Consider the following 20,871-nt stretch of genomic DNA (forward strand, 5'->3'; position numbering starts at 1 on the left):
TTGAAATAACTCTATTTCAAACATTATAAAATCATAATTTATTTATTAAAACTTAAGGAGAATAAAATGAGCGAAAAAGAACGCAATGAGATTATTTTAGCAGCAATTTCTTTAATTGCTGAAGAAAAACAAATCAATGAAGAAGACATTATCGAAGCTTTGAAGGAAGGGTTAATTAAGGCTTATGAACGTCAAAGTCAAAGTGATACGCTTGAAAATATCCGTGTTGAAATTGCTTTGCAAAAAGGTGAAATTAAAATTTATCAAGATTTAAAAGTAGTAGCGAAGGTGGAAGATATTGATACTGAAATCGCTTTATCAACTGTTAAAAAGTTAAATCCAGATTTAACGATTGGTGATACATATACCAAACTAATCCCCACTGATCAATTTTCGCGTTTATCAATTTTTCAAGCTATTCAAGTAGTTAAACAATCAATTCGGGAAGCTGAAAAAACATCAATTTATGATGAATTCATTGACAAAAAAGACCATATTTTAATTGGTACTGTTGAAAGCAGAGAAGAAACATACATGCTTATTAAAATTGGGCGTGCTTATGCCTTTTTACCACGTCAAAACCAAATTCCTAATGAAATTCCGCCCAAAGAGACACCAATTGTTAATACCGAACACATTAAGTTTTATGTTGAAGACATTATTAAAAATAAAAACTATGGTCAAATCTTAGCATCAAGAACTCATCCTAACTTCTTACGTTGTTTACTAGAATTAGAAGTACCAGAAATTGCTCAAGGCGTAATTGAAATAAAAGATGTTGCCCGTATTCCTGGTATTCGTGCTAAGGTTGCTATTTTAAGCCATGACCCTAGTATTGATGGAATCGGCGCTTGTATTGGTAAAAATGGAGAACGAACAAAACTAGTTACTACTGAGTTAAGTGGTGAAAAGATTGATATTATTGCTTGAAGCCCTGATATTAAAACTTATATTATTAATGCTTTAACACCTGCTAAAGTTATTTCAATTACTATTGATGAACAAACAAAACAAGCTAATATCATCGTACCAACTGAACAGTTATCATTAGCCATTGGTAAAAATGGAATGGCAGCAAAACTAGCAGCTGGAGTTACTCACTGAAACATTAATATTTCTTCATTAGAACAAGCACAAGAAAGCGATATTAAATTCACTTGAAATGGTAATATTAAAGAGAATGAATACGATCATTTTATCAAAGAACTAAAAAAGAAAACGCACTGAAATAATAAAATTCGCTATTAAATAAAAGGAGGAATTTATGGAAAATCACCCATTAATCCAACGTAAAAAAATCCCGATGCGCAAATGTGTTATTACTAACACTATTTTACCAAAACGCGAACTAATTAGAATTGTTGTTACCAAAGACGGTTCATTATTAATTGATAGTTCTGGTAAGCATGCTGGTCGTGGTGCTTACATCCAACCCAGGTTGGGTTTAATTCCCCAATTGCAAAAAAATCAAGGATTAGCTCGTGCACTAAAAACAAAAATTCCTAACGAATTTTATGATGCACTAATAAAAGAGATTCAAGAAAATTGAGACTAATTTTCTCAAATGAAAGGCGAGATGCACATGGCAAAAAAACGAGTAACTCAACAAACACAAAATATTAACCAACAATTAAAACAAAAAACATCACGAATTAACGAAAAAGGGACATTCTTATTTAGTGAACCACTAACAATATCAGAATTTGCCAAAAGTTTAAACCGTCCAGTAACCGACATTATCCGCTACTTCATGAAAAAAGGTCAACTATTTAATCAAAATAAAGTATTGGACAAAGACAGCATGGCTGAAATTTGTTTAGAGTGAGGATTTGACTTTGAAGAAACCAAAGTCATTACTTATGAAAACCTATTAGAAAATATTGAATTAGATAATGACCCAAAAAAATTAATAGAACGCCCACCAGTAGTAACGATTATGGGGCACGTTGACCACGGTAAAACAACACTACTAGATACCATTCGTAATTCTAAAATTACCCATAAAGAACACGGTGGTATTACCCAACACATTGGTGCTTATCAAGTAAAAACTGCAACTAATAAACTAATTACGTTTATTGACACACCAGGTCATGAAGCATTTACGGAAATGCGCTCTCGTGGTTCTAAAATTACAGATATTGTCATCTTAGTAGTAGCAGCCGATGATGGTGTTATGCCCCAAACCCGCGAAGCTATTGACCATGCCAAAGTAGCTGGCGTTTCCATTATTGTTTTTGTTAACAAAATGGATAAAGCTACCGTTAACACTGACCGCATTATGAATGAACTATCAGTATGTGGATTAACTAGTGAAGAGTGAGGTGGTGATACGATCTTTGTTTACGGTAGTGCCTTAAAGCATCAAGGTATTGATGACTTGTTAGAAGCGATCCTAGTAGTTGCAGAACTTAAAGAATTAAAAGCTAACCCAAATCGGATTGCTAATGGGACAGTTATTGAGTCACACCATGATAAAAATGTTGGTTCAATTTGTACATTATTAGTACAAGGTGGAACATTAAAAGTAACTGACATTGTCGTGGCAGGTAGTGTTAAAGGAAAAATTAAACGATTAATCAATGATTTAGGAAAAGAAATTACTAAAGCAGGTCCAGCAATGCCTGTCCAAGTATTAGGTTTTGAAACTGCACCTAGTCCTGGCGAATCATTTATTGTTTTTAATGATGATAAAACAGCACGAAGAGTTGCGCTTGCACGAAAAACACAAGAAACAAATACATCACATAAAAATCGTCAAATTACTTTAGGCAATTTAGTACAAGATGCATCTAATGGCGAGTTAAAACAAATTAATGTCATTCTCCGTGCTGACACGCAAGGTTCAGTCCAAGCGATCGTGCAAGCCGTACAAAAAATTAATGTTAATGATATTACTGTTAAATTTATTCGTGCCACTGTTGGCGGAATCAGTGAGTCTGACATTAAACTAGCACAAACTTCAAATAGTATTGTTTATGGTTTCAATGTTCGTCCTAATAATGTTGTTCGCACTGCAGCAGAAAACGTTGGTGTTGAAATTAGGTTACATAACATTATTTACAAAGTAACAGAAGAACTACAATTAGCAGCTAAAGGGTTATTAGAACCAACATTTGAAAATAAAGTTCTTGGCCAAGCACGAGTCATCCAAACCTTTCACTTCTCAAAAGTAGGAACAATTGCTGGTTGTGTTGTTATTGATGGATTAATTAAACGTAATAGTAAAGTTCATATTATTCGTGATGATGTTGTTATTTACACTGGTGACATTAGTACTTTAAAACATGAAAAAAATGATTTAAAAGAATCAAAAAAAGAAACGCAATGTGGAATTACTATTAAAAACTATAATGACTTAAAAGAAAATGATATTATTGAATCATTCTTAGTTGAGGAAGTATTGGAGAAATAACATGGCCTTATTAAAATTAGAACAGCAAGCAAGTGCTTTTAAAAAAGCAATAAATATTATTCTTAAAACACAAGCTAACAATATTTTATTCAAAGATATTACTATTACTGATGTTAAAATTACTAAAGATAACAGTTATGCTACTGTTTATTGAACTATTTATTTAGATAACATTGATATCAAAGCAGTAAGTGCGGCTTTAGAAAATGCTAAAGGTTTCTGTCGTAGTACCTTAGCTAAAACTAGTACTAAATATAAAGTACCAATTCTCCGTTTTAAATATGATGAAACTAGTACTAAAGTTAAAAAGATTGATGAAATTCTTTCGAACATTAAAAAAAATGCAAATAACAATGAAGAACAATAAATAATTTTAATTTTTAAATAACTCACATGATTTCCCTTATTTTCATAGTAACAGTAAGGGAAATTTTTAATTTTTATTCTTATAATTTTCTTAAAAAAAGTTTATTTGGCAGAGATTCAATTCAATGGTAACTTGCCCTAATAGGTGAAATAGGTATAATTAACACTTATATACATATATTATATATAATAATAGTAGAACGTTTCACTAAATAAGTGGTACTTTTAATATTGAGAAAGAGGGGAACAATTTATGAGAAAACTACTATCTTTACTAACCGTACTAACAGTAACAACCCCAGTTCCATTAAATGTGATGGCCTTGTGGCTGAACTAAAACACCACCAGTAGCAGACGAAACTGACTATTTAACCCTAGCCCAAACAGCCAAAGAAAAAATTCAAACTGAATTTGCTAATTTGATTAATGAATGAAAAAATCTACGAAAAGTTGGTGATGTCACAAAAGGTGATGCCATTATGACAAAATTAAAAGCCACTGATCAAACAAGAGATGTAAAAATTACTGAAGATAAGTTTCCAGAAACAATTGTTGGTTTCTTGGAAATCTTAAACCAACAAGTTGGTACTATGAGCAACAACTTAGCAAAAAACTACCCAGAATTAAAACCATTATTCAACGGAATCAATCCCAATGGTATCTTAAAAATAAATACCACTAAGTTAAATGACTTATTTACCAGCAAAAAATTTACATGAAAGGATAATAATTTTGGTATAGACAATTTTAATGCAAAAGACTCCCCATATTTTGTAAGTGATTGATATTATCTTACCGCTAATTTAAATTTATATTTCACATGTTTAGGTGAAAATGGCAGAAGCAATACGAGCGATATTAATCAAACATACGACATGTACTTTGCCAATCAAGGTTCTGATTTAAGTAAAGTTGTTAAAGATGTTAGCAATAAGGTTGATGAAAGTTTAAAAGATTATTTAGTTCCAATCACTGGAGCACAAAAATTTGATTTAGAACAACATGATAAAGATGATAAGTTAAACGATGCTGCCAAGACCACTCTAACTAAGAAGATTACTAATACTCATGTTACAATAACTGATGTTTCCATACCTTCAATCTGAAGAGAATCAACAATAAGTTTATTCTTCACAAAGTTTACTGTACCTTTAAGTACTACTACTGAATACATAACTACGTTGTATAAAGATGAAGAAAATAAAAGGGTCTTATGATTTACAAATGCTTGAAATTATAAAAATTTAATTCTAGATAATGATTTAGATAAAGTTACCTTATTTGGAAATATTACGTTAACTAATTGAAAATATGATGATTTAAGGTTAATGTCAAAAGCACTTCCTTTTGCTGTCATTGAAAATGAAACAAGAGCTATTAAACTAGCTGATATATTACAAAAATTCATTAGTATTGTTTCAGACAAAGGAATATTAATGAACAAGTTTTGAGCAACAAACAATCCAGATACAATAAATTTGAAAATGAATAGAAGTGATTTTGATAATTATAAGACTACTAATAAAACTTTTGGTGATACTATTGATTATTTACATTCAAACATGAAAAGACTAGCATTAGATAGACAGAAAAGTTGTAAACAACCATGATTATTTTAACTTATCAAAATTTTTAGTTAGTAAAAAACTTGACCAAAATGTTTTAAATGAACATATTACTAATAATAAATTTCAAATTAGTAATATAGTTTCTAGTCTAGGTATTTTAAATATTAATGGTATCAGTGGTCTTATAAAATTACCAGAAGGATATACTTATAGTGTTGAACAAGATGGAACAGATGATGTTTGATCATAAACTTAAGGTTTAATTTACCATTTTCTTGAACAAATAAAAAGTTATAGTAGACTTGGTATTTTATAAAAATTAGAACGTTAAAAAATGTTCTAATTTTTTTCTCAATTATAAATACCTGCAATTAAATGAAAACTTGCTTTAGAATCTAAAAGTAACTTATAATCATGAGTACTTCCCATTCCAAATGAGATTGATATTATTTTCTTAGTTATTGTATTCACAATTATTTGTGTTTTTGAACTTGTCAAGTAAAGTGGACAATAAAAAGAACCTTATATAATTATTATTATAAATGTTACATTAAATATAATTTCATAGGAATAAACTTAATATTTGTTTGGGGATGAGATAATCGATATTCGATTGGACTCATTTCTTTTAATTTTATTATTACTATTTTATGCAATCTAAGATATTTATAATTCAAATAACATTACCCATAAATTTAAAAGTCTAAAATTATTAAGAACATTTAAAAAATTACTAGTATAATAAAAAAAGGAATTATCAATAAAATAAGGGAACTATTCAGTAGCACATAGAAAGTAATGCTACCAATGGCACAAAAAATTTATTCAACACCCAGCAGTGATGATCTTTATGCTGTTCCCCACTTTTTAAATCATCAACAATGTTGAATGGTTTGACCAGAACGAACAGATAATTGAAGACTAGGGGCAAAACCTGCCCAACAAAAAATTACAGCAATTGCCAATATGTTGGTTAAACAAGAAGCAGTTACCATGTTAGTAAGTAAAACTAAATTTATTAACGCCCGTAAGCAATTAGATGAAAAAATAAGACTTATTGAAATGAGCACTAATGATTGTTTCATCCGTGATTACGGTCCCATATTTTTACAAAATAAAGCAACACAAACCATTAGAGGTCTAACATTTAATTTTAATTCATGGGGTGGCCTTAATAGTGGGATTTATTATCCTTGACATGATGATGAAATGGCTGCTTATAAAATCTTTGAAATAGAAAATATTGATTATTACCACCTACCGATTGTTTTAGAACCAAGCATGGTAATGATTGATAATGACCAATCATGTTTTTCTAGTTACGAAGGTATTATGTCTGAAGACCGTAATCCTAGTTTAACTGTCGAACAGGCTGAAAACTATTTAAAAAATTATTTAAATGTTATTATCATTATTTGAATTCCTCATGGTTTACCGTTTGATGAAACTAAAGGTCGTTTAGAAAATCTAATGTATGTTGTTGACAATAAAACCATTTTAGTAAGTTGAACCAATAATACCGAAGATGATCGCTATCAAGCAGTGAAAGCTGCTTATGATATTTTATTACGAGCTACTAATTCTCACGGTAAACGTTATAATGTAATTAAAGTTTCTTTACCACCCATTGACGTGCGCAATGAAGAAGATATTAAACTAATTGATTATAATATTTATCATCAAGTAGTACTTCCCAATCAAAAACTAGTAACTAGTTATGTTAATTTATACATTAGTAATAAAATCGTTTTAATTCCTAGTTTTAATCATAAAGAAACTCAAGAAAAAGTATTAGATATTATGTCAATAATTTTTAATGATAAGCAAATCATGCTCATTGATGTTCGCGAACTACTTTTAGGGAAAAGTGGATTAAATAGTTTCATATGTTATCAACCAGAATTACTAGAAAAAAAGAACCCATAAGATTTGAATACCTAGTTTAATAAACTTATAATCAGCGTTTATTAACTTTCATAGATTTATTCCGTAACTAAAATACTTAAATATCAATAAAAATTAATTAATTTTAATCCATGTTATTTATTTTCTTCTAAATTATGTATCCTTGATTATATGTATCCTTGCAATCAAATTAAATCTTAAACCAAATCATTTTAACTTACCACGAACTCCAACAAATGATTTTCAAAGATAACTAAAAGCATGAAATTTATCTAATATATAATAACCACCTAATAATTTAGCCATTGCTCTTATTGATAATGCACCATCACCTGCAATTATTAAATTAAGATTTTGAGATTCTAAATCTTTTAAACTATTTATTTTAATATCATAATTATTATTAATAGTTTCAAAAACAAAATTATATACTTTATCTTGTGACATATTATCATCATTTTTATATAATAAAAATGCTGTTGTTTTATTTAATAATTTATTTCTATTTTTACTAATATTAATTTTATGAGTATAAAGATTAAAAATTTTAATACAATGTTTTTCTATTATTCCATAATCATTTCTTAAAAATTCATAACAATCATCAATATCAATATGAAGTTTTTGATTATCTAATACTTTAATTTTTTCTTTTAAAGGTTGAATAGTAAATTTACTATTTTTTATTATATTACTAATAGTTTGATTTGAAATAGGACAATCGGGTAACATATCTTTAATATCACATTGTCTTTTACCTTTATGTATTTGTTTTAATATAAAATTTAATAAACGATTAGTACAATTTTTATATTTTAGAATTTTAATAAAATTTTTTACTGGACATATATTTTCATTAGTTTCTAAATTTTTATATATTCTTAATGGAAGATAAGATTTTCCAAAAGGATTAATAATTAATTTTTGTCTTCTTTGTATATATTTATATTTATTTTTATCATAAGTTTTAAAATAATTATAATCATAATTTAATAAATCTTGTTCATATTCTTTTATTTTTAAATTTGTATATTTAATATCTAAACTATCATAATCATATTCATTATTGATTAAAGTCATGATATTAATTCCTTTCTTAATTATTAATCTAAAATGATTATATATAAGAATAATAGTAAATGTTATAATATACATAAGGATAAAAGGTGAATAATATGCCAAAACAAAGAAAAGAATTAGGTAATTATAAAGAAAAAATACAAGAGTATTTAAGAACAAATAAAGATAATCTTAAAAAATGTACTAAACAAGAATTAAATTATATTTTAAAGGTTGATAATAAATACATATTTGATTGCCGAAGAAGACCGACAAAATGACAAAAAGATTTTATTAACGAATATGATAAAGCATGCCTTAAAATAGGCATTGCACGATTAAAAAATGTAACTAAAGTTGCACAATATGAATGATTATATTTAAGAACAAATCATAGAGATATGTTTGATGATTTAATAGATAATCAAGATGTAGAAACAAATAATAGTAATATAATTATTAATATTACTGAACCAAGAAAAATTGAAAATAATAATTAGAAAATCTATATTTAATATAGATTTTTTCTTTATTTTAAAGGGTAAAAATGATATAATTATTATGAAACATGGCGTGACTATTTGCCTAATAATAGGAATTATTATTAATAAGGAGTTTAAAATGGAAAATTTTAAATGAGATGATAAAGTAGATTATTCTAAACCAGAAAATTTACAAATATTAGTTAAAGAACATGAAGAATTTATGGAAAATAAAATCTTAAATCCAAAACTACAAGAACAACAAACTAAATTAAAAGAATATGAAACTAAAATTAATAGTTATGAAGAGCAACAATTATTTTCTAATATTAAAGATACTAAAAAAGTAAATTTAATTAAAAATTTAATGAGTACTGATAATTATAAATCTTTATCTAAACAAGAAGCATTTAATAAAATAAATGAAGATTATAAAGAATTTTTTATTGATAAAATATCAGAATCTTTTAAACAAGAAAATAAACCTAATACAAATGATTTTAATCCTAAAACTCTTTTAGATTTACATACAAATAGTATTAATCCAGAAGAATTAGAAAGAAAATTAAATGAAAAAGCAAAAACTACAGGTATTACTGACCCTAACGAATTAGAAAAACTTGTAAATTTAGCAAGAGGAAATGCACTTAAATCTATTAAATAGAAAGAGGATAAAATGGCAATTCCACAAATACCTAAAGCATTTATTATTGGTGGTAATACACCTACTGAAAATGCTTTTTTAAGTGTACTTGAAGCACAAGTTCGTGGTGAATTAACTGCTGAAATAAGTACTTTATTTATGAGAAATACTGTTACTGCTGACCAAATAGCAAATATTAGTGGTGTCGCAATGGCAATATATAGAGCAACAGTTCGTGTATTATGAGGTTCAACATGAGATGAATTTACTGGTACTAAAAGACAAAAAGGAACAGTTAAAACAACAACATTAATTATTGATAAAGAATTAAAAATTGATTTTAATATTCCAGAATTTGATATTGAAAGATTTATGACTTCACCAGCAAATGTAGCAACTCAAATTGTTTCAAATTGAACAAGTTCATTTATGAGAAATTTAAGAGAAAATTTTGAATTAATATTTTTACAAGGTACCAAAGATTATGCAATTGCTAAATCATTAGTATTACCTTTAAATTTAAATAATATGACTAAAGAACAAGCATTAAATGCTTATTATATAATTGGAGAAAGAAATAATAAATTAATTAAAAAAGTAGATGATATTACGGTTGGTATTAATAAAGCAGATTTAACTGGTGCTTGTGGTATTGATAGTAGTTTTAATTTGGCAAAAGCATTTACATTATTAAATTATGGTCAAATTGCTGCAAATACTTTAGCAACTGGTAAAAGATATACAAATCAAATTATGGGTATGGAATTTTATGAAAGTTTTTATTTAGAACAAGATTTTATTCATGATACAGTTTCTGGTATGCATTTAGAAAAAGATTATAATTTATTAAATTTATTTGGTGTAGTTTATAACAGATATATGTGAGGTATGCCTATTTCATTTACAAAAGTAAGAAATAAATTAGATAATGCAACAGATAATATTCGTATTATTGGGAAAGCATTATATGCATTACCAAGTGCAATTAGACCAGATTTAATGTATATTATTCAAGAAAAAATGCCAACAATTGATGAAATTAAAACAGCAAGAGCAAAAAATTATAAAACAGACCCAACTAATGTTAATGCTACTTATCAATCAACAGATTATGATAATATGAATATTTTAGATTTACAAAATATAATTTATTATAAAGATTTAGGAAAAATTACTATTGCTAGTGATAATCCTACTAGTGATGAATTAGATATAGCAATAGTAAAAATAGGTAATGTTGGATTTGAACCTAAAAAAGCAACATATACTAATATTACTAATACAAGTGCAACTATGACTGGTGATAATAAAGAATATTATGGAACAGTTAAATTAACATTTACTAAGGCTTAAATTATGGAATTTATATATAAATATTTTAATGATAAATCACATATTATTATAAATTCCCCAAAACCAGAAGATTTAAATAGTTCACAAGATATATTAGCAATATTACTTTATGAATTTCCAACATTAAATCCAAATTATATAAGAGTAAGTAATGTACATGATAATTTTGCTGTATGTGTTGGAGATAATGTTAATTTAAAAGGTAAAGTATTAATTCAAATTAAAAAATCTACTAAATTATTAAAAGGAGAAAATAAACATGCCACAACATGCTGAAACTATACTATTGAGTAACTATACTTTAATAAAATTAATAAGAACAGGTATAAGTCCAATTTCAGCAATGATTGGAACCAGTGCTTATTATGGACAATTAATAGGTAATCCAATATTAGGTTCAATTAATAGTTTATTATTTGGTAAAAAATTAGGTTTAGATATATGAAATTTAAATCAAAGACCTTCTTCTAAAACTAAATTTATTAATAGTAGTAAAAAAATATTATTAGGTTTAGGAACAATTGGATTAGCAAATTATACTAAGTTTTTAAATACTGTTATTACACCAATAGAATCTACTACAACAATTAATCCAATAACAAGTACTATATCTCCTATAACTACTACAAGTACAACATCAACAACTGTTAATCCATTTCCAGATACTAATTTAATTATTGGTTCACCAACTGTAGATTATTCAAAAATAAGTCAAAAATATATGAGTGCTATATTAAATTTTAATTCAGTAGTATTTAGTAGTTTAATACAAATGCCTTATGATAGTGTACAATGATTACCTTTTGCTTTAAGTGATATACCATTAATTGGTAAATTATTAAATGTTTTAAGTTTAGGTATTCCAATTGGTTTTATTATTAATCAAAATAATCAACAATATAAAAAAATGTTATATTTTAATGGTTTCATGTCAGCATTTTTTACAAATAATTTAGAAAATATTATTGGTAATGGTGGTTTAATTCCATTAAATGCTTTTGCTATTGGTAAATTATTAGGTGCTAATGTTTCTACAACTGCTATGACTATGAAATTAACTGATAGAATATCAGTATATCCATGAGACCCTAAAACTGGTCATAAATTAAAAACAAAAGAACAAATAAGTACAGTTGATTTATCACAAAAGAAAAATAATAAAGTTTATATTTTAGCAGAAGATACTGAATTTTTAGATATAGCAAGTCCATTAACTAACTTAGACACAGAAATGCAATGAAATCCAACAAGTAATGGTGTTAGTGATGGTTCTAATTATGCTTATATTATTGATACAATTGTAACTCAATCATTACATCAAGGTGAAGAAAGACATACATTTTATAGTGATAATCCATTTACTTATCAAGGAGATTATAATGAACTTTCAATAGCACAATTTAGATATAAAAATAAAGGAGCATTAACTAGTAATGCTTTTAATTGAACTACTTTATATAAATTAAATCATGATGAATATAAAGAAACTGAAGAAACTACCTTTAGTTATCCTGCAAATATCTTACCACCAAGTCCACAAAATATAGCAAAACAAATAGTTATTATTCCAAGTAATCCAACTATAAAAATGGATTTACCATTAGAAAGTGTATTTACTATAAATGGAAGTAAATTAGATTATACACCTTATAATTGAAATAATTATGTTTTTCCAAAAATTAAACCATTACAAATTGATTTAGATATTAAATCAAAACTAGATCCAACTTTATTAATTAATACTTTTAATGATTTAAAAAGATATTATAAGTCAATTGAATTATATATTAGTTGAGAATATGAAACATATGATTGAATTAAGGGAACTGACCCAAACAATATTATTTTAGATATTAACCAAACATTTTCAAATAAGACACAAACTATAACAAAATCATTTGATTTAAAAGATTTAAATTATTATAATGACAATAAAGAATTAATTAAAAAAGATGATAATAAAATTATTGATAAAATACATGATTTTCTTTATACTGGTTTAGCAACTGTTGGAGTAAAAGTAAATAATACAAATAATTTATATAATTTATTAGATTCTAATATTAAAGTAAAAAGAGACCAGTATCATGACTGACAAGGATGAGTAGAAGCATTAGAAATCCCACAAGATAATAGTTCAATGTATTTAGGTTTTAAAAATATAGATAATAATTTAAAATTTAAAATAGAATTATTTCCTATATATTTACAAGGCAACGGACAAGGATATTTCGGTGGAATTGGTAAAGTTAGTAAAGAAAAAATAATTGCTACACAAAGTATAACATTAACAATTTCAAAAATTATATTAAATTCCAGATAATTATTTTATAAATATGATATATTAATTTTGTATATTTTTGAAAGGAAATTTTAACTAAATATGGATAGAAGTATAATTATATTAATAATAGTATTAAGTTTTATTGGTATTGTACTTATAGGTGCTTATATAATTCTTCCTATATGTTTTTGAATAAAAGATAAAAAAAAGAAAAGAAAACCTAAAAAAAATAACATTCCCCCACAATCTAATTAAAAAGTTACCAATTAAGGTAACTTTTTTTGTTTGTATTTACATTGTTGGTGAATTTGATTGATATCCACTTGTAGACGGTTTATTTTTTATATCAATTGAATTTACTTCATTTTTAAAATATTCTTGTTTTGAAATATCTTTTCTTTCAGTTTCTTCATTTTTACTAATTTTTTTATATAAATTGTTTAAATATTCACTTTTTCAAATATTATAATCTTTTTCGTTAACATTATATATCTTTAATATTTTAGAAATTTTTTTATTCTTTGCATATTTATTGTCTTTATTTATCTTATTATTTTTTATTTTAATAAAATTTTTTTTTATATTAAAATAAACTCTTTTAAAAAAGTAAGAAATAAGAGGTATAACTGGAATTAATATCATAATTGGAGTAATAATTGGAAAAACAATTGGAAAAACAATTGGAAAAACAAATAATGAAACTAAAAATATTGTTAAAGATAAAACATAAAACATAAAAAAAAATATTCGCTTATAGTTATTGACATAAAAATTTATTAAAAAATTATTAAAATTATTATTTATAGGTATTTCTAGTAATTCTTTTTTTTCTATTTTCAAAATTGTTAATTCTTCAATTAATATATATAAAAAATATATATTTTTAATTAGTTCTTGTTTTTCATAATCATAATTACCTCCTTTTTTATCTGCAAGCATATATTTGGCAAATAGAATATTGTTGTTATTAAAATCATCTTTTGCAATAGTAATTAATTGGTTGTTATGTATTATTGTATTCATAATCTTTCCTTTCAAAATAAAAACTCATTTACTTTGAAATAAAGTAATGAATTAAAACTTTATATAAAGTTTCAGACTTATAATATCATATTTATAATAAAATAGATAATTTAATTATTATTCTCAATCAAATTCACTAGAATTTTTATTTAATACTTACATATATTCTTTATCATTATTAATTCTTGCTTCTAATCATTGTTCCATTAATCATTTTACTAAATCTCATTTTGTCATTATTTACTCCTTATTTTCATTATTAAGATATTCAATTATTTGATTTATTCTTTCATTTATTTTTTCAAACATTTCTTTATGAATATCTAACATATTATGAAAATGATTTTCTTGTATATTTATTATTTTTCTTAAATGTTTTACATCCATATTTTGCATATTTTTTAAATGTTTTACATCCATATTTTTTATATTTAAAATATGATTAAAAATCATAATTGTTATTATTATTCAAGTTATCATAAAATAATCAAATCAATTCATTATTTACTCCTTATTTTTATAATATTCTTTTATTTCTTTTACTTTATTATTAAAATCTAATTGATGTTTTTTACACATTTTAAAAAATTGAACAGAAGTATTTTCTAAATCTGTAGATTGTAATTTAATTAATACTTTATTATTACAATCTTTACAAATACATTTTAATTTAGTTTTCATTTTCTTTTTTCCTTTAATAAATCAATTAATAAAATTATAAAACAACCTAAATTTGTTAATGCTATTATTGTAAAATTTATAACGGACTTCTCCCCACATGTACTTGTGGAGGAAAAAATGAATTGAAATGAATTCAACAGAATATTTCAAACTGAAAAACAATGTCTTGCATATATAGCAAGTTTGAAACAAAGCAAATGTATTAGGTGTTCTAGTTTTAATTTGAATACTTCTGATTTAAAAAGAATGAGATGTTTGAAATGTCATCAAACATTTAGTATTCTCACGGGCACTATATTTTCAAAGTCCCAAACGTCTTTAATATCTTGGTTTTATCTCATCTTTAGATGAATAAACACCAAACATGGAATTCCATCAACTGATGTTGCAAAAGAATTGGGAGTGACCTTGAAAACAGCTTGAAGAATGGGTCATAAAATCCGAAGTGCCATTGCTAAACAAAAACCTCAATTCATTGTTGAAGGGATAGTGCAAATAGATGAAATGTATCTTTCACATATGGGTTTTAAAAAACAAGGAAGATCCTTGTTAAACAAAACCTTGATTGTTGGCATTTATCAAAAAACAACCAATAATTTAATTGTGAAAGTATTGAAAAACGCAAACAGTAAAAATCTTTTGCAGTTTGCAAGAAACCACATGTCTTCAAAGTGTGATGTACATACTGATTTGTGAAAAGGATATCGCGATTTGAAATCGGTTTTCACTAAGCATGAAACAGTTAACCATCAAAATGGCTATGTTTCAAAAACTGGTGTAAATACCAACCAAATTGAATCAGTATGAAAACATATACGAAGAACATTTAAAACACATATCAAAGTTGCAAAACATCATGTTCATTTATATGCAAAAGAATCAGCATATAAATTCAATAACATACCTAGTTTTGAAACTGTAATGCTATGTTTGATTTAAAACTGTGGGGAGAAGTCCGTAGATAGGCTTTTCTCAGCATTTATGTGATAAAATTTAATAGTACATAAAGGGAGAAAAGCCATTTATAATTAATAAAATTTCTCATCAAGACATTATTTCACTTCCTTATTTAAATAATATCAACCAATTAATAAACTTTCTGCTTGGTCATGGTCTTTAATTTTAATATTTCAATTATGGTTCTTAATCATGAATTGAGAAATTTCAATTGATAATTCTTTAGTTCAAGGTTTATAATTTCAATTATATTTAATTTCATCTAAACTTTGATATCATTTTCTTCATTCACTACTATTAACTAACATATCTTTAGTTAATAATTTATTAAATTGTCCAGTAATAAAACCACGTAAATGGTCTAATGTTTCTTTACCTTTACCAAATTTTGGATTAAATATCCCACGTTCAATTACTAAATATAAACTATAATCTGTTTTATCATCAATTAAACCTAAATTATTAGTTTGACATTGTAGAAAAACTATATTAATAAAATCATTAAAATAATGATAATCTTTTTTAGAAAAATTAAGACTAGTTATTAATATTGGTATTTTATTTTCTCATAATGTAAAACCAGTATTTTTCATACTTGTATCTATTGAAAGTAAATAATTATTCATTACTAAATACTACCTTATCTAAATTATCAATATTAGTTTGTATTTGTTCATAATTAATATTTATTTCTTCTTTTGGTTCTTCAATAGATTTTAATTTAATTTCTTTATTATCATTATTTGGATTATCAATATATATTTTTTCAGTTTCAGTAATAATTGCTTGGTCACTTTCATACGCTGTTTGCATTTCAGTACTCATAATTCCTCATTTTCTTAATAATTGAGTAAGTACAGTTTTTAATGCCATACTATCAAAATCACTAACAATAAATTCTTTATTTTTTGCATAAGTTTTTGAATATTTTAAAAAATGTTTTTCTATTTGTTCTTTTGACATATATAAAGTTTTTTCAAAACCATTTACTAATTTAAAATATGCTACATAACCAATAATAGGTTGTTTTAATCTTTCTAAATCATTTTGTATTCAATTAAATTCAATACCTTTAAGTCTATTTACTTTTTCCATTTCTGTTAATCTAACATCACTTACATTAATTTCTTTATATTGTTGACTACGTAATGATAATTGAATATAACCTTTATATCCCATTTGAAATTGAGCATTATTTACTTTAGTATTACTATCTCAATAAGGTACAACATAACAATAACCAAAGTTTTTTTCTAATGGTAAATTTAATAATACTGCTTGATAACAACTATTAATAATAGTTTCTGGATGTGCTTTATCTAAACCATATTGATTTGAAATTGCTAATACATTACTTTTAAATTTTTGTATTTCTAAATTATTAATAATTCCTTTATTTTTAATATATTTTTCTACATTACCATTATTAATATGTTTAATTACTAACTCATTTGCCATGTTTATCTTCCTTTCAAAGTGCAATTGCCATTTCTCATTCATATACTAATTCATCTGTTATTTCTACTAATATTTTTTCTACATTATCTTTTTGAATTCAATAAATATAATGTGTATTTGATAAATTAAAACCATTATTTTTTAATATTCAATAATAAGCAGTTAATTGTAATATTGATTTTTCTTTATTTTCTTTATACATATTTGATAATGTTTTAAAATCAATTATTGTATATAAATTATTTTCTTTATAAATTAAATCTGGTGTTCCGGCAATAATATCATAAGTAAATACTTGTTCACATATATATTTAGTATTTACTTTAAATTCTTGTAAATTATTTAATAAATTTTCACAATATTGTAAATAATTTTTATTAAATAAATGTTGAATATTATTTAATAATTTATCTTTTATATTATTAATATTTATATTTTTAAAATATAATTCTGCTACTTTATGAACAGTTTCTCCTCTTAATCTAGCATTTTCTAATCTATCAAAAGGTATATTTTCATAAGGATTTTTATCTTCATATAAATAATATTGAATAATTTTAGAAACTGAAATTAATTCTTTATTTTTAATAAAATATTGATGTGTATCTTTTTTAAAAATTAAATTATTATTCAATTGCATTTTTAATTAAATTCCTTACAAATTTATTAATTGTAATATCTTTTTCTACACAAATTATTTTTAATTTATAATAATCAGTTTTATTAACTCAAATATGAATTTGTTTAATAATTAAATCTTCTTGATTTTTCTTATGTGCTGGCATTATTATTCAACTCCTTTAATATCTAATTCCATTACTAATATTTCATAATGTTCAATATAAGCATTTTCTAATATATGATGTTTATAATTTTTATGAAAATTAATAGCATTTTCAATTGTAGAAAATATTTTTTGTTTTCTTTTATTAGTATAATTTACTTTATATTTTAATAAATAATTATATTGCATATTATTTTTCTCCTTTAACCTTTAATAATTTTTTTATAATGAATAATTACTTGTTCTAATTTATTTATTTTTTCATATGAAAAATAATCTTTCATAATTTTTAAATCACCATCATTATCAATTTCAAATTCTAATTCTTCATATTTACTATTAAATACTTCTTGTAATTCTTCAAATTTATCTATTAATTTTCTTGCATTTTGTAATTCTAATTGATTCATTATCTTTTCTCCTTTAAAAATTTTCTAATTGTAATTCATTAATATAATAGTTATATAAACTATCATAGTTATCACTTGTTAAATATATATCTTCTTCAATCATATTATTAATACATTTATTACAATAATAAGAATTATCTATTTCACTAATTCAAATATATTTTTTATTATGTAATTTACATTTCATTATTTTTACCTATTAATTTATAAAAACAGTTATTACATGTTCTATTAGCAAATGAAGATTTTTTATAACAAATATCACAGTTATGAGTAATAATATTTCAATTAAGCATTTATATTAATTCCTTTCTTAATATTTTAAATAAAATATTTTATTATTATGAGTTACTAAATCTTTTAATGATGTTACTATATAATTTATTACTAAATCATTATGATTATATGGATTATTTATTTTAAAACTTTTTCTATCTTTTTCTCAGGTAATATTATATTTAAAACATTCTTCATTTTTTATTTGTCCAATATAATAACCATTATATTTTTTATAAAATTCACAAGATATTAATTCATTTTCATTAGCAGTAACATTTGGAATATTTTTTATATATTTTAAAATTTCACTACCTTTAATAGTAGAAATATCATTTATAATAGATTTTTTACCTAATTTATAATCTCAATCTTCAAAAATTTTTATTAATATTTTTTTATTTTTATTATCAATATTAGTATATTGAATAGAAAATCATGTTTCATATTCACCAATTTCTAATAATATACCTTTATCTGTTTCTTTAATTTTACTTTTTAATTCTAAATTAATAGTTGTCATATATTCCTTTCTAACCTTTCTATTATGTATAAGCCTTATCACTGTAAGTGATAAGGCTTATATACTAAATATTTACTATCTACTACGTATAGGCTTATTGCTACTGTAAGTAGCAATAAGCCTCGGAGGGTAGGGGGTTCTAGGGGGAAGGGAACCAAAAAAAAATATAAAGTTATAAAAGACCAACACAAAAATTACTATTAGTTATATCTGCACTATAGCCTTTAATAATTTTTATTAAGTTATGTAATAATTAATTACTTTAATAAAGTACAGATTTATCAAAATAATTAATTATAATTGTTTAACAATTAAAAATGAGAGTATTATCTCTCATTTATATTTTTATTAAATCTATACCTATTTTGGATACGCCCAAAATAAAACAATTACATGATAAAATTCTATTTATGAAATTAATATTAAAAGTGAAAAGGACATTACAACATGATAAATAAAAAGGTTTTATATTGCAGTTTCTTATTAATTCCTTTATTTTTAATCAGCCTCTTACTAACATTATTTTTTACTAAAATTTGAACGCCATCATTAGTTGCTATGATTTTTATTAGTGTACTACTAATAGTTGTCGGTATCTTTAGTTTTTATTTTATTAAAACTAGTTACCAACAATTTGAAAATGAAGATAATATTAAACAAAGATATTGAAAACTAGGTATTATTGGTTTTGTTGCTGATTTTTGTGATACGATTGGGATTGGTTCATTTGCAGTTAGTATTGTGTTATTAAAATTAAGTAAACAAGTACGTAATGATAAAAAAATTATGGGAATTATGAACGTTGGTCATACTATTCCTACTTGTTTGGAAGCTATTATTTTTATTGCTTTAATACAAGTGGCATGACCAACTTTGGTTTCACTAATTGTAGCAGCAAGTGTTGGTGCTTATGTAGGAGCAATTTTAGCTAATAAAATTAAACTTACTTGATCACAATTATTTATTGGTGGTTTATTATTTATTGTTTCAATTATTATGTTACTAGGTCAAAAACAAATTGGCATCATGCCCACAGCAGGTATTGCTACTGGTCTTAATGTTTGATGAAAATATTTAGTAGGAGAGAGTTAGTTAGTGTCTTCTTTGTACTTGGTCTTTTTATGGCCTTAGGAGTAGGGATATATGCCCCTGCAATGGCAACTACATATTTACTAGGCTTTAAAATGCCGAATGTGCTTTTCCAATTATGATGGGCTCAGCAGCCTTTTTAATGCCCATTGTTGGAAGTTGTTTTATTAAGGATAAAAATTATGAAATTAAACCAACGCTCTGTTTTTCTTTAGGTGGTTCGTTTGGGGTGATTGCTGCTTACTGTATTGTTTTTCTCGGGATTCAAAATGGTTTAGGTTTGAGTAAGGAACAATTTATTAATATTTTATTATGATTAGTAATTGGCGTTATTTGATATACATCAGTATCACTAATTAGTACAGCAATTATTAATTTAAGAAAAATTAAGCAGCAGATAATGTTGAAAACTTAGAATAAAAACGAATGTTATTACTCATTCGTTTTTATTTTGATTAAATTAATTTTATTATTTCAATAATGCGTCATTAACTTGGTTAGTAAAATTAATAATTGATTCATACGAGCGGGAACAGCATATCACCATATGGGAAATAATAAAGGTTAATGCTTGCATAGTAGTTTCATTATTAAA

General features: G+C 24.5%; 26 protein-coding genes. 14 read left to right on the forward strand and 12 right to left on the reverse strand.

Annotated features, from left to right (window positions below; genetic code table 4):
- The first annotated feature begins 66 nt into the window (after positions 1-66).
- The 6 genes from nusA to AAHM98_RS03720 all read left to right on the forward strand — a co-directional run bounded on the left by nusA (position 67) and on the right by AAHM98_RS03720 (position 7,275).
- Positions 67-1,248 (forward strand): transcription termination factor NusA, encoded by a 1,182-nt coding sequence (gene nusA, locus AAHM98_RS03695; RefSeq protein WP_342277125.1) that lies wholly within the window; start codon positions 67-69, stop codon positions 1,246-1,248.
- A gap of 16 nt (positions 1,249-1,264) precedes the next feature.
- Positions 1,265-1,555: an RNase P modulator RnpM gene (gene rnpM, locus AAHM98_RS03700; protein WP_342277126.1), complete on the forward strand. Its 291-nt coding sequence runs from the start codon at positions 1,265-1,267 to the stop codon at positions 1,553-1,555.
- A 27-nt stretch (positions 1,556-1,582) separates the two neighbouring features.
- Positions 1,583-3,415 (forward strand): translation initiation factor IF-2, encoded by a 1,833-nt coding sequence (gene infB / locus AAHM98_RS03705; protein WP_342277127.1) that lies wholly within the window; start codon positions 1,583-1,585, stop codon positions 3,413-3,415.
- 1 nt (position 3,416) lies between these two features.
- Positions 3,417-3,782 carry a 30S ribosome-binding factor RbfA gene (gene rbfA, locus AAHM98_RS03710; RefSeq protein ID WP_342277128.1) on the forward strand — a complete coding sequence of 122 codons (366 nt, stop codon included), beginning with the start codon at positions 3,417-3,419 and terminating at the stop codon, positions 3,780-3,782.
- Positions 3,783-4,092: 310 nt separating this feature from the next.
- Entirely contained in the window at positions 4,093-5,400 is a 1,308-nt protein-coding gene (locus AAHM98_RS03715) for a hypothetical protein (protein ID WP_342277129.1), read from the forward strand.
- A 756-nt stretch (positions 5,401-6,156) separates the two neighbouring features.
- A complete protein-coding gene (locus tag AAHM98_RS03720) occupies positions 6,157-7,275 on the forward strand; it encodes an agmatine deiminase family protein (protein ID WP_342277130.1) in 1,119 nt (372 codons plus the stop codon).
- Between the two features lie 132 nt (positions 7,276-7,407).
- On the opposite strand, the gene AAHM98_RS03725 is transcribed toward AAHM98_RS03720, so the two are convergent.
- Positions 7,408-8,334 carry a hypothetical protein gene (locus tag AAHM98_RS03725; RefSeq protein ID WP_342277131.1) on the reverse strand — a complete coding sequence of 309 codons (927 nt, stop codon included), beginning with the start codon at positions 8,332-8,334 and terminating at the stop codon, positions 7,408-7,410.
- A gap of 95 nt (positions 8,335-8,429) precedes the next feature.
- Between AAHM98_RS03725 and AAHM98_RS03730 the strand changes: the two genes are divergently transcribed.
- The 5 genes from AAHM98_RS03730 (at position 8,430) to AAHM98_RS03750 (ending at position 13,114) form a co-directional block, all read left to right on the forward strand.
- The gene (locus AAHM98_RS03730; protein WP_342275810.1) at positions 8,430-8,813 is read left to right on the forward strand and encodes a hypothetical protein; all 384 of its coding nucleotides are present in this window, start codon (positions 8,430-8,432) and stop codon (positions 8,811-8,813) included.
- A 121-nt stretch (positions 8,814-8,934) separates the two neighbouring features.
- A complete protein-coding gene (locus AAHM98_RS03735) occupies positions 8,935-9,459 on the forward strand; it encodes a hypothetical protein (RefSeq protein WP_342277132.1) in 525 nt (174 codons plus the stop codon).
- 12 nt (positions 9,460-9,471) lie between these two features.
- Positions 9,472-10,791 (forward strand): hypothetical protein, encoded by a 1,320-nt coding sequence (locus AAHM98_RS03740; protein WP_342277133.1) that lies wholly within the window; start codon positions 9,472-9,474, stop codon positions 10,789-10,791.
- A 3-nt stretch (positions 10,792-10,794) separates the two neighbouring features.
- Positions 10,795-11,085: a hypothetical protein gene (locus AAHM98_RS03745; RefSeq protein ID WP_342275923.1), complete on the forward strand. Its 291-nt coding sequence runs from the start codon at positions 10,795-10,797 to the stop codon at positions 11,083-11,085.
- On the forward strand, positions 11,051-13,114 hold the full coding sequence (locus tag AAHM98_RS03750; RefSeq protein ID WP_342277134.1) for a hypothetical protein: 2,064 nt from the start codon (positions 11,051-11,053) through the stop codon (positions 13,112-13,114). The genes AAHM98_RS03745 and AAHM98_RS03750 overlap by 35 nt, the downstream gene beginning before the upstream one ends.
- A 252-nt stretch (positions 13,115-13,366) precedes the next feature.
- Here AAHM98_RS03750 and AAHM98_RS03755 read toward each other — a convergent pair whose 3' ends face one another.
- The 3 genes from AAHM98_RS03755 to AAHM98_RS03765 all read right to left on the reverse strand — a co-directional run bounded on the left by AAHM98_RS03755 (position 13,367) and on the right by AAHM98_RS03765 (position 14,779).
- Complete coding sequence (locus tag AAHM98_RS03755) at positions 13,367-14,098, reverse strand: hypothetical protein (protein WP_342277135.1); 732 nt, start codon at positions 14,096-14,098, stop codon at positions 13,367-13,369.
- Positions 14,099-14,338: 240 nt separating this feature from the next.
- Positions 14,339-14,599, reverse strand: coding sequence for a hypothetical protein (locus AAHM98_RS03760; RefSeq protein ID WP_342277136.1), 261 nt, complete (start codon positions 14,597-14,599; stop codon positions 14,339-14,341).
- Between the two features lie 3 nt (positions 14,600-14,602).
- Positions 14,603-14,779 (reverse strand): hypothetical protein, encoded by a 177-nt coding sequence (locus AAHM98_RS03765; RefSeq protein WP_342277137.1) that lies wholly within the window; start codon positions 14,777-14,779, stop codon positions 14,603-14,605.
- Positions 14,780-15,181: 402 nt separating this feature from the next.
- Here AAHM98_RS03765 and AAHM98_RS03770 point away from each other — a divergent pair, with 402 nt between their 5' ends.
- The gene (locus AAHM98_RS03770) at positions 15,182-15,718 is read left to right on the forward strand and encodes an IS1595 family transposase (RefSeq protein WP_342275883.1); all 537 of its coding nucleotides are present in this window, start codon (positions 15,182-15,184) and stop codon (positions 15,716-15,718) included.
- Positions 15,719-15,831: 113 nt separating this feature from the next.
- On the opposite strand, the gene AAHM98_RS03775 is transcribed toward AAHM98_RS03770, so the two are convergent.
- The 8 genes from AAHM98_RS03775 to AAHM98_RS03810 all read right to left on the reverse strand — a co-directional run bounded on the left by AAHM98_RS03775 (position 15,832) and on the right by AAHM98_RS03810 (position 19,187).
- Entirely contained in the window at positions 15,832-16,362 is a 531-nt protein-coding gene (locus tag AAHM98_RS03775) for a hypothetical protein (protein WP_342277138.1), read from the reverse strand.
- Positions 16,355-17,194 (reverse strand): recombinase RecT, encoded by an 840-nt coding sequence (locus AAHM98_RS03780; RefSeq protein WP_342277139.1) that lies wholly within the window; start codon positions 17,192-17,194, stop codon positions 16,355-16,357. Before AAHM98_RS03780 ends, AAHM98_RS03775 begins: the two co-directional genes overlap by 8 nt.
- Positions 17,172-17,834, reverse strand: coding sequence for a PD-(D/E)XK nuclease family protein (locus tag AAHM98_RS03785; RefSeq protein WP_342275896.1), 663 nt, complete (start codon positions 17,832-17,834; stop codon positions 17,172-17,174). Before AAHM98_RS03785 ends, AAHM98_RS03780 begins: the two co-directional genes overlap by 23 nt.
- Complete coding sequence (locus tag AAHM98_RS03790) at positions 17,821-17,979, reverse strand: hypothetical protein (RefSeq protein ID WP_342275895.1); 159 nt, start codon at positions 17,977-17,979, stop codon at positions 17,821-17,823. Before AAHM98_RS03790 ends, AAHM98_RS03785 begins: the two co-directional genes overlap by 14 nt.
- 2 nt (positions 17,980-17,981) lie before the next feature.
- Positions 17,982-18,167 carry a hypothetical protein gene (locus tag AAHM98_RS03795; protein ID WP_342275906.1) on the reverse strand — a complete coding sequence of 62 codons (186 nt, stop codon included), beginning with the start codon at positions 18,165-18,167 and terminating at the stop codon, positions 17,982-17,984.
- Positions 18,168-18,181: 14 nt separating this feature from the next.
- Positions 18,182-18,388 (reverse strand): hypothetical protein, encoded by a 207-nt coding sequence (locus AAHM98_RS03800; RefSeq protein ID WP_342277140.1) that lies wholly within the window; start codon positions 18,386-18,388, stop codon positions 18,182-18,184.
- 13 nt (positions 18,389-18,401) lie between these two features.
- Positions 18,402-18,575, reverse strand: a complete 174-nt coding sequence (locus AAHM98_RS03805) for a hypothetical protein (RefSeq protein WP_342275760.1) — start codon at positions 18,573-18,575, stop codon at positions 18,402-18,404.
- A gap of 126 nt (positions 18,576-18,701) precedes the next feature.
- Complete coding sequence (locus AAHM98_RS03810) at positions 18,702-19,187, reverse strand: hypothetical protein (RefSeq protein WP_342275892.1); 486 nt, start codon at positions 19,185-19,187, stop codon at positions 18,702-18,704.
- Positions 19,188-19,634: 447 nt separating this feature from the next.
- Between AAHM98_RS03810 and AAHM98_RS03815 the strand changes: the two genes are divergently transcribed.
- Positions 19,635-20,279 carry a sulfite exporter TauE/SafE family protein gene (locus AAHM98_RS03815; RefSeq protein WP_342277141.1) on the forward strand — a complete coding sequence of 215 codons (645 nt, stop codon included), beginning with the start codon at positions 19,635-19,637 and terminating at the stop codon, positions 20,277-20,279.
- Positions 20,280-20,394: 115 nt separating this feature from the next.
- The gene (locus AAHM98_RS03820; RefSeq protein WP_342277142.1) at positions 20,395-20,691 is read left to right on the forward strand and encodes a hypothetical protein; all 297 of its coding nucleotides are present in this window, start codon (positions 20,395-20,397) and stop codon (positions 20,689-20,691) included.
- The last annotated feature ends 180 nt before the right edge of the window (positions 20,692-20,871 follow it).

The organism is Spiroplasma endosymbiont of Nebria brevicollis, from assembly GCF_964030895.1.
In the GTDB taxonomy this organism is placed as follows: domain Bacteria; phylum Bacillota_I; class Bacilli_A; order Mycoplasmatales; family VBWQ01; genus Spiroplasma_E.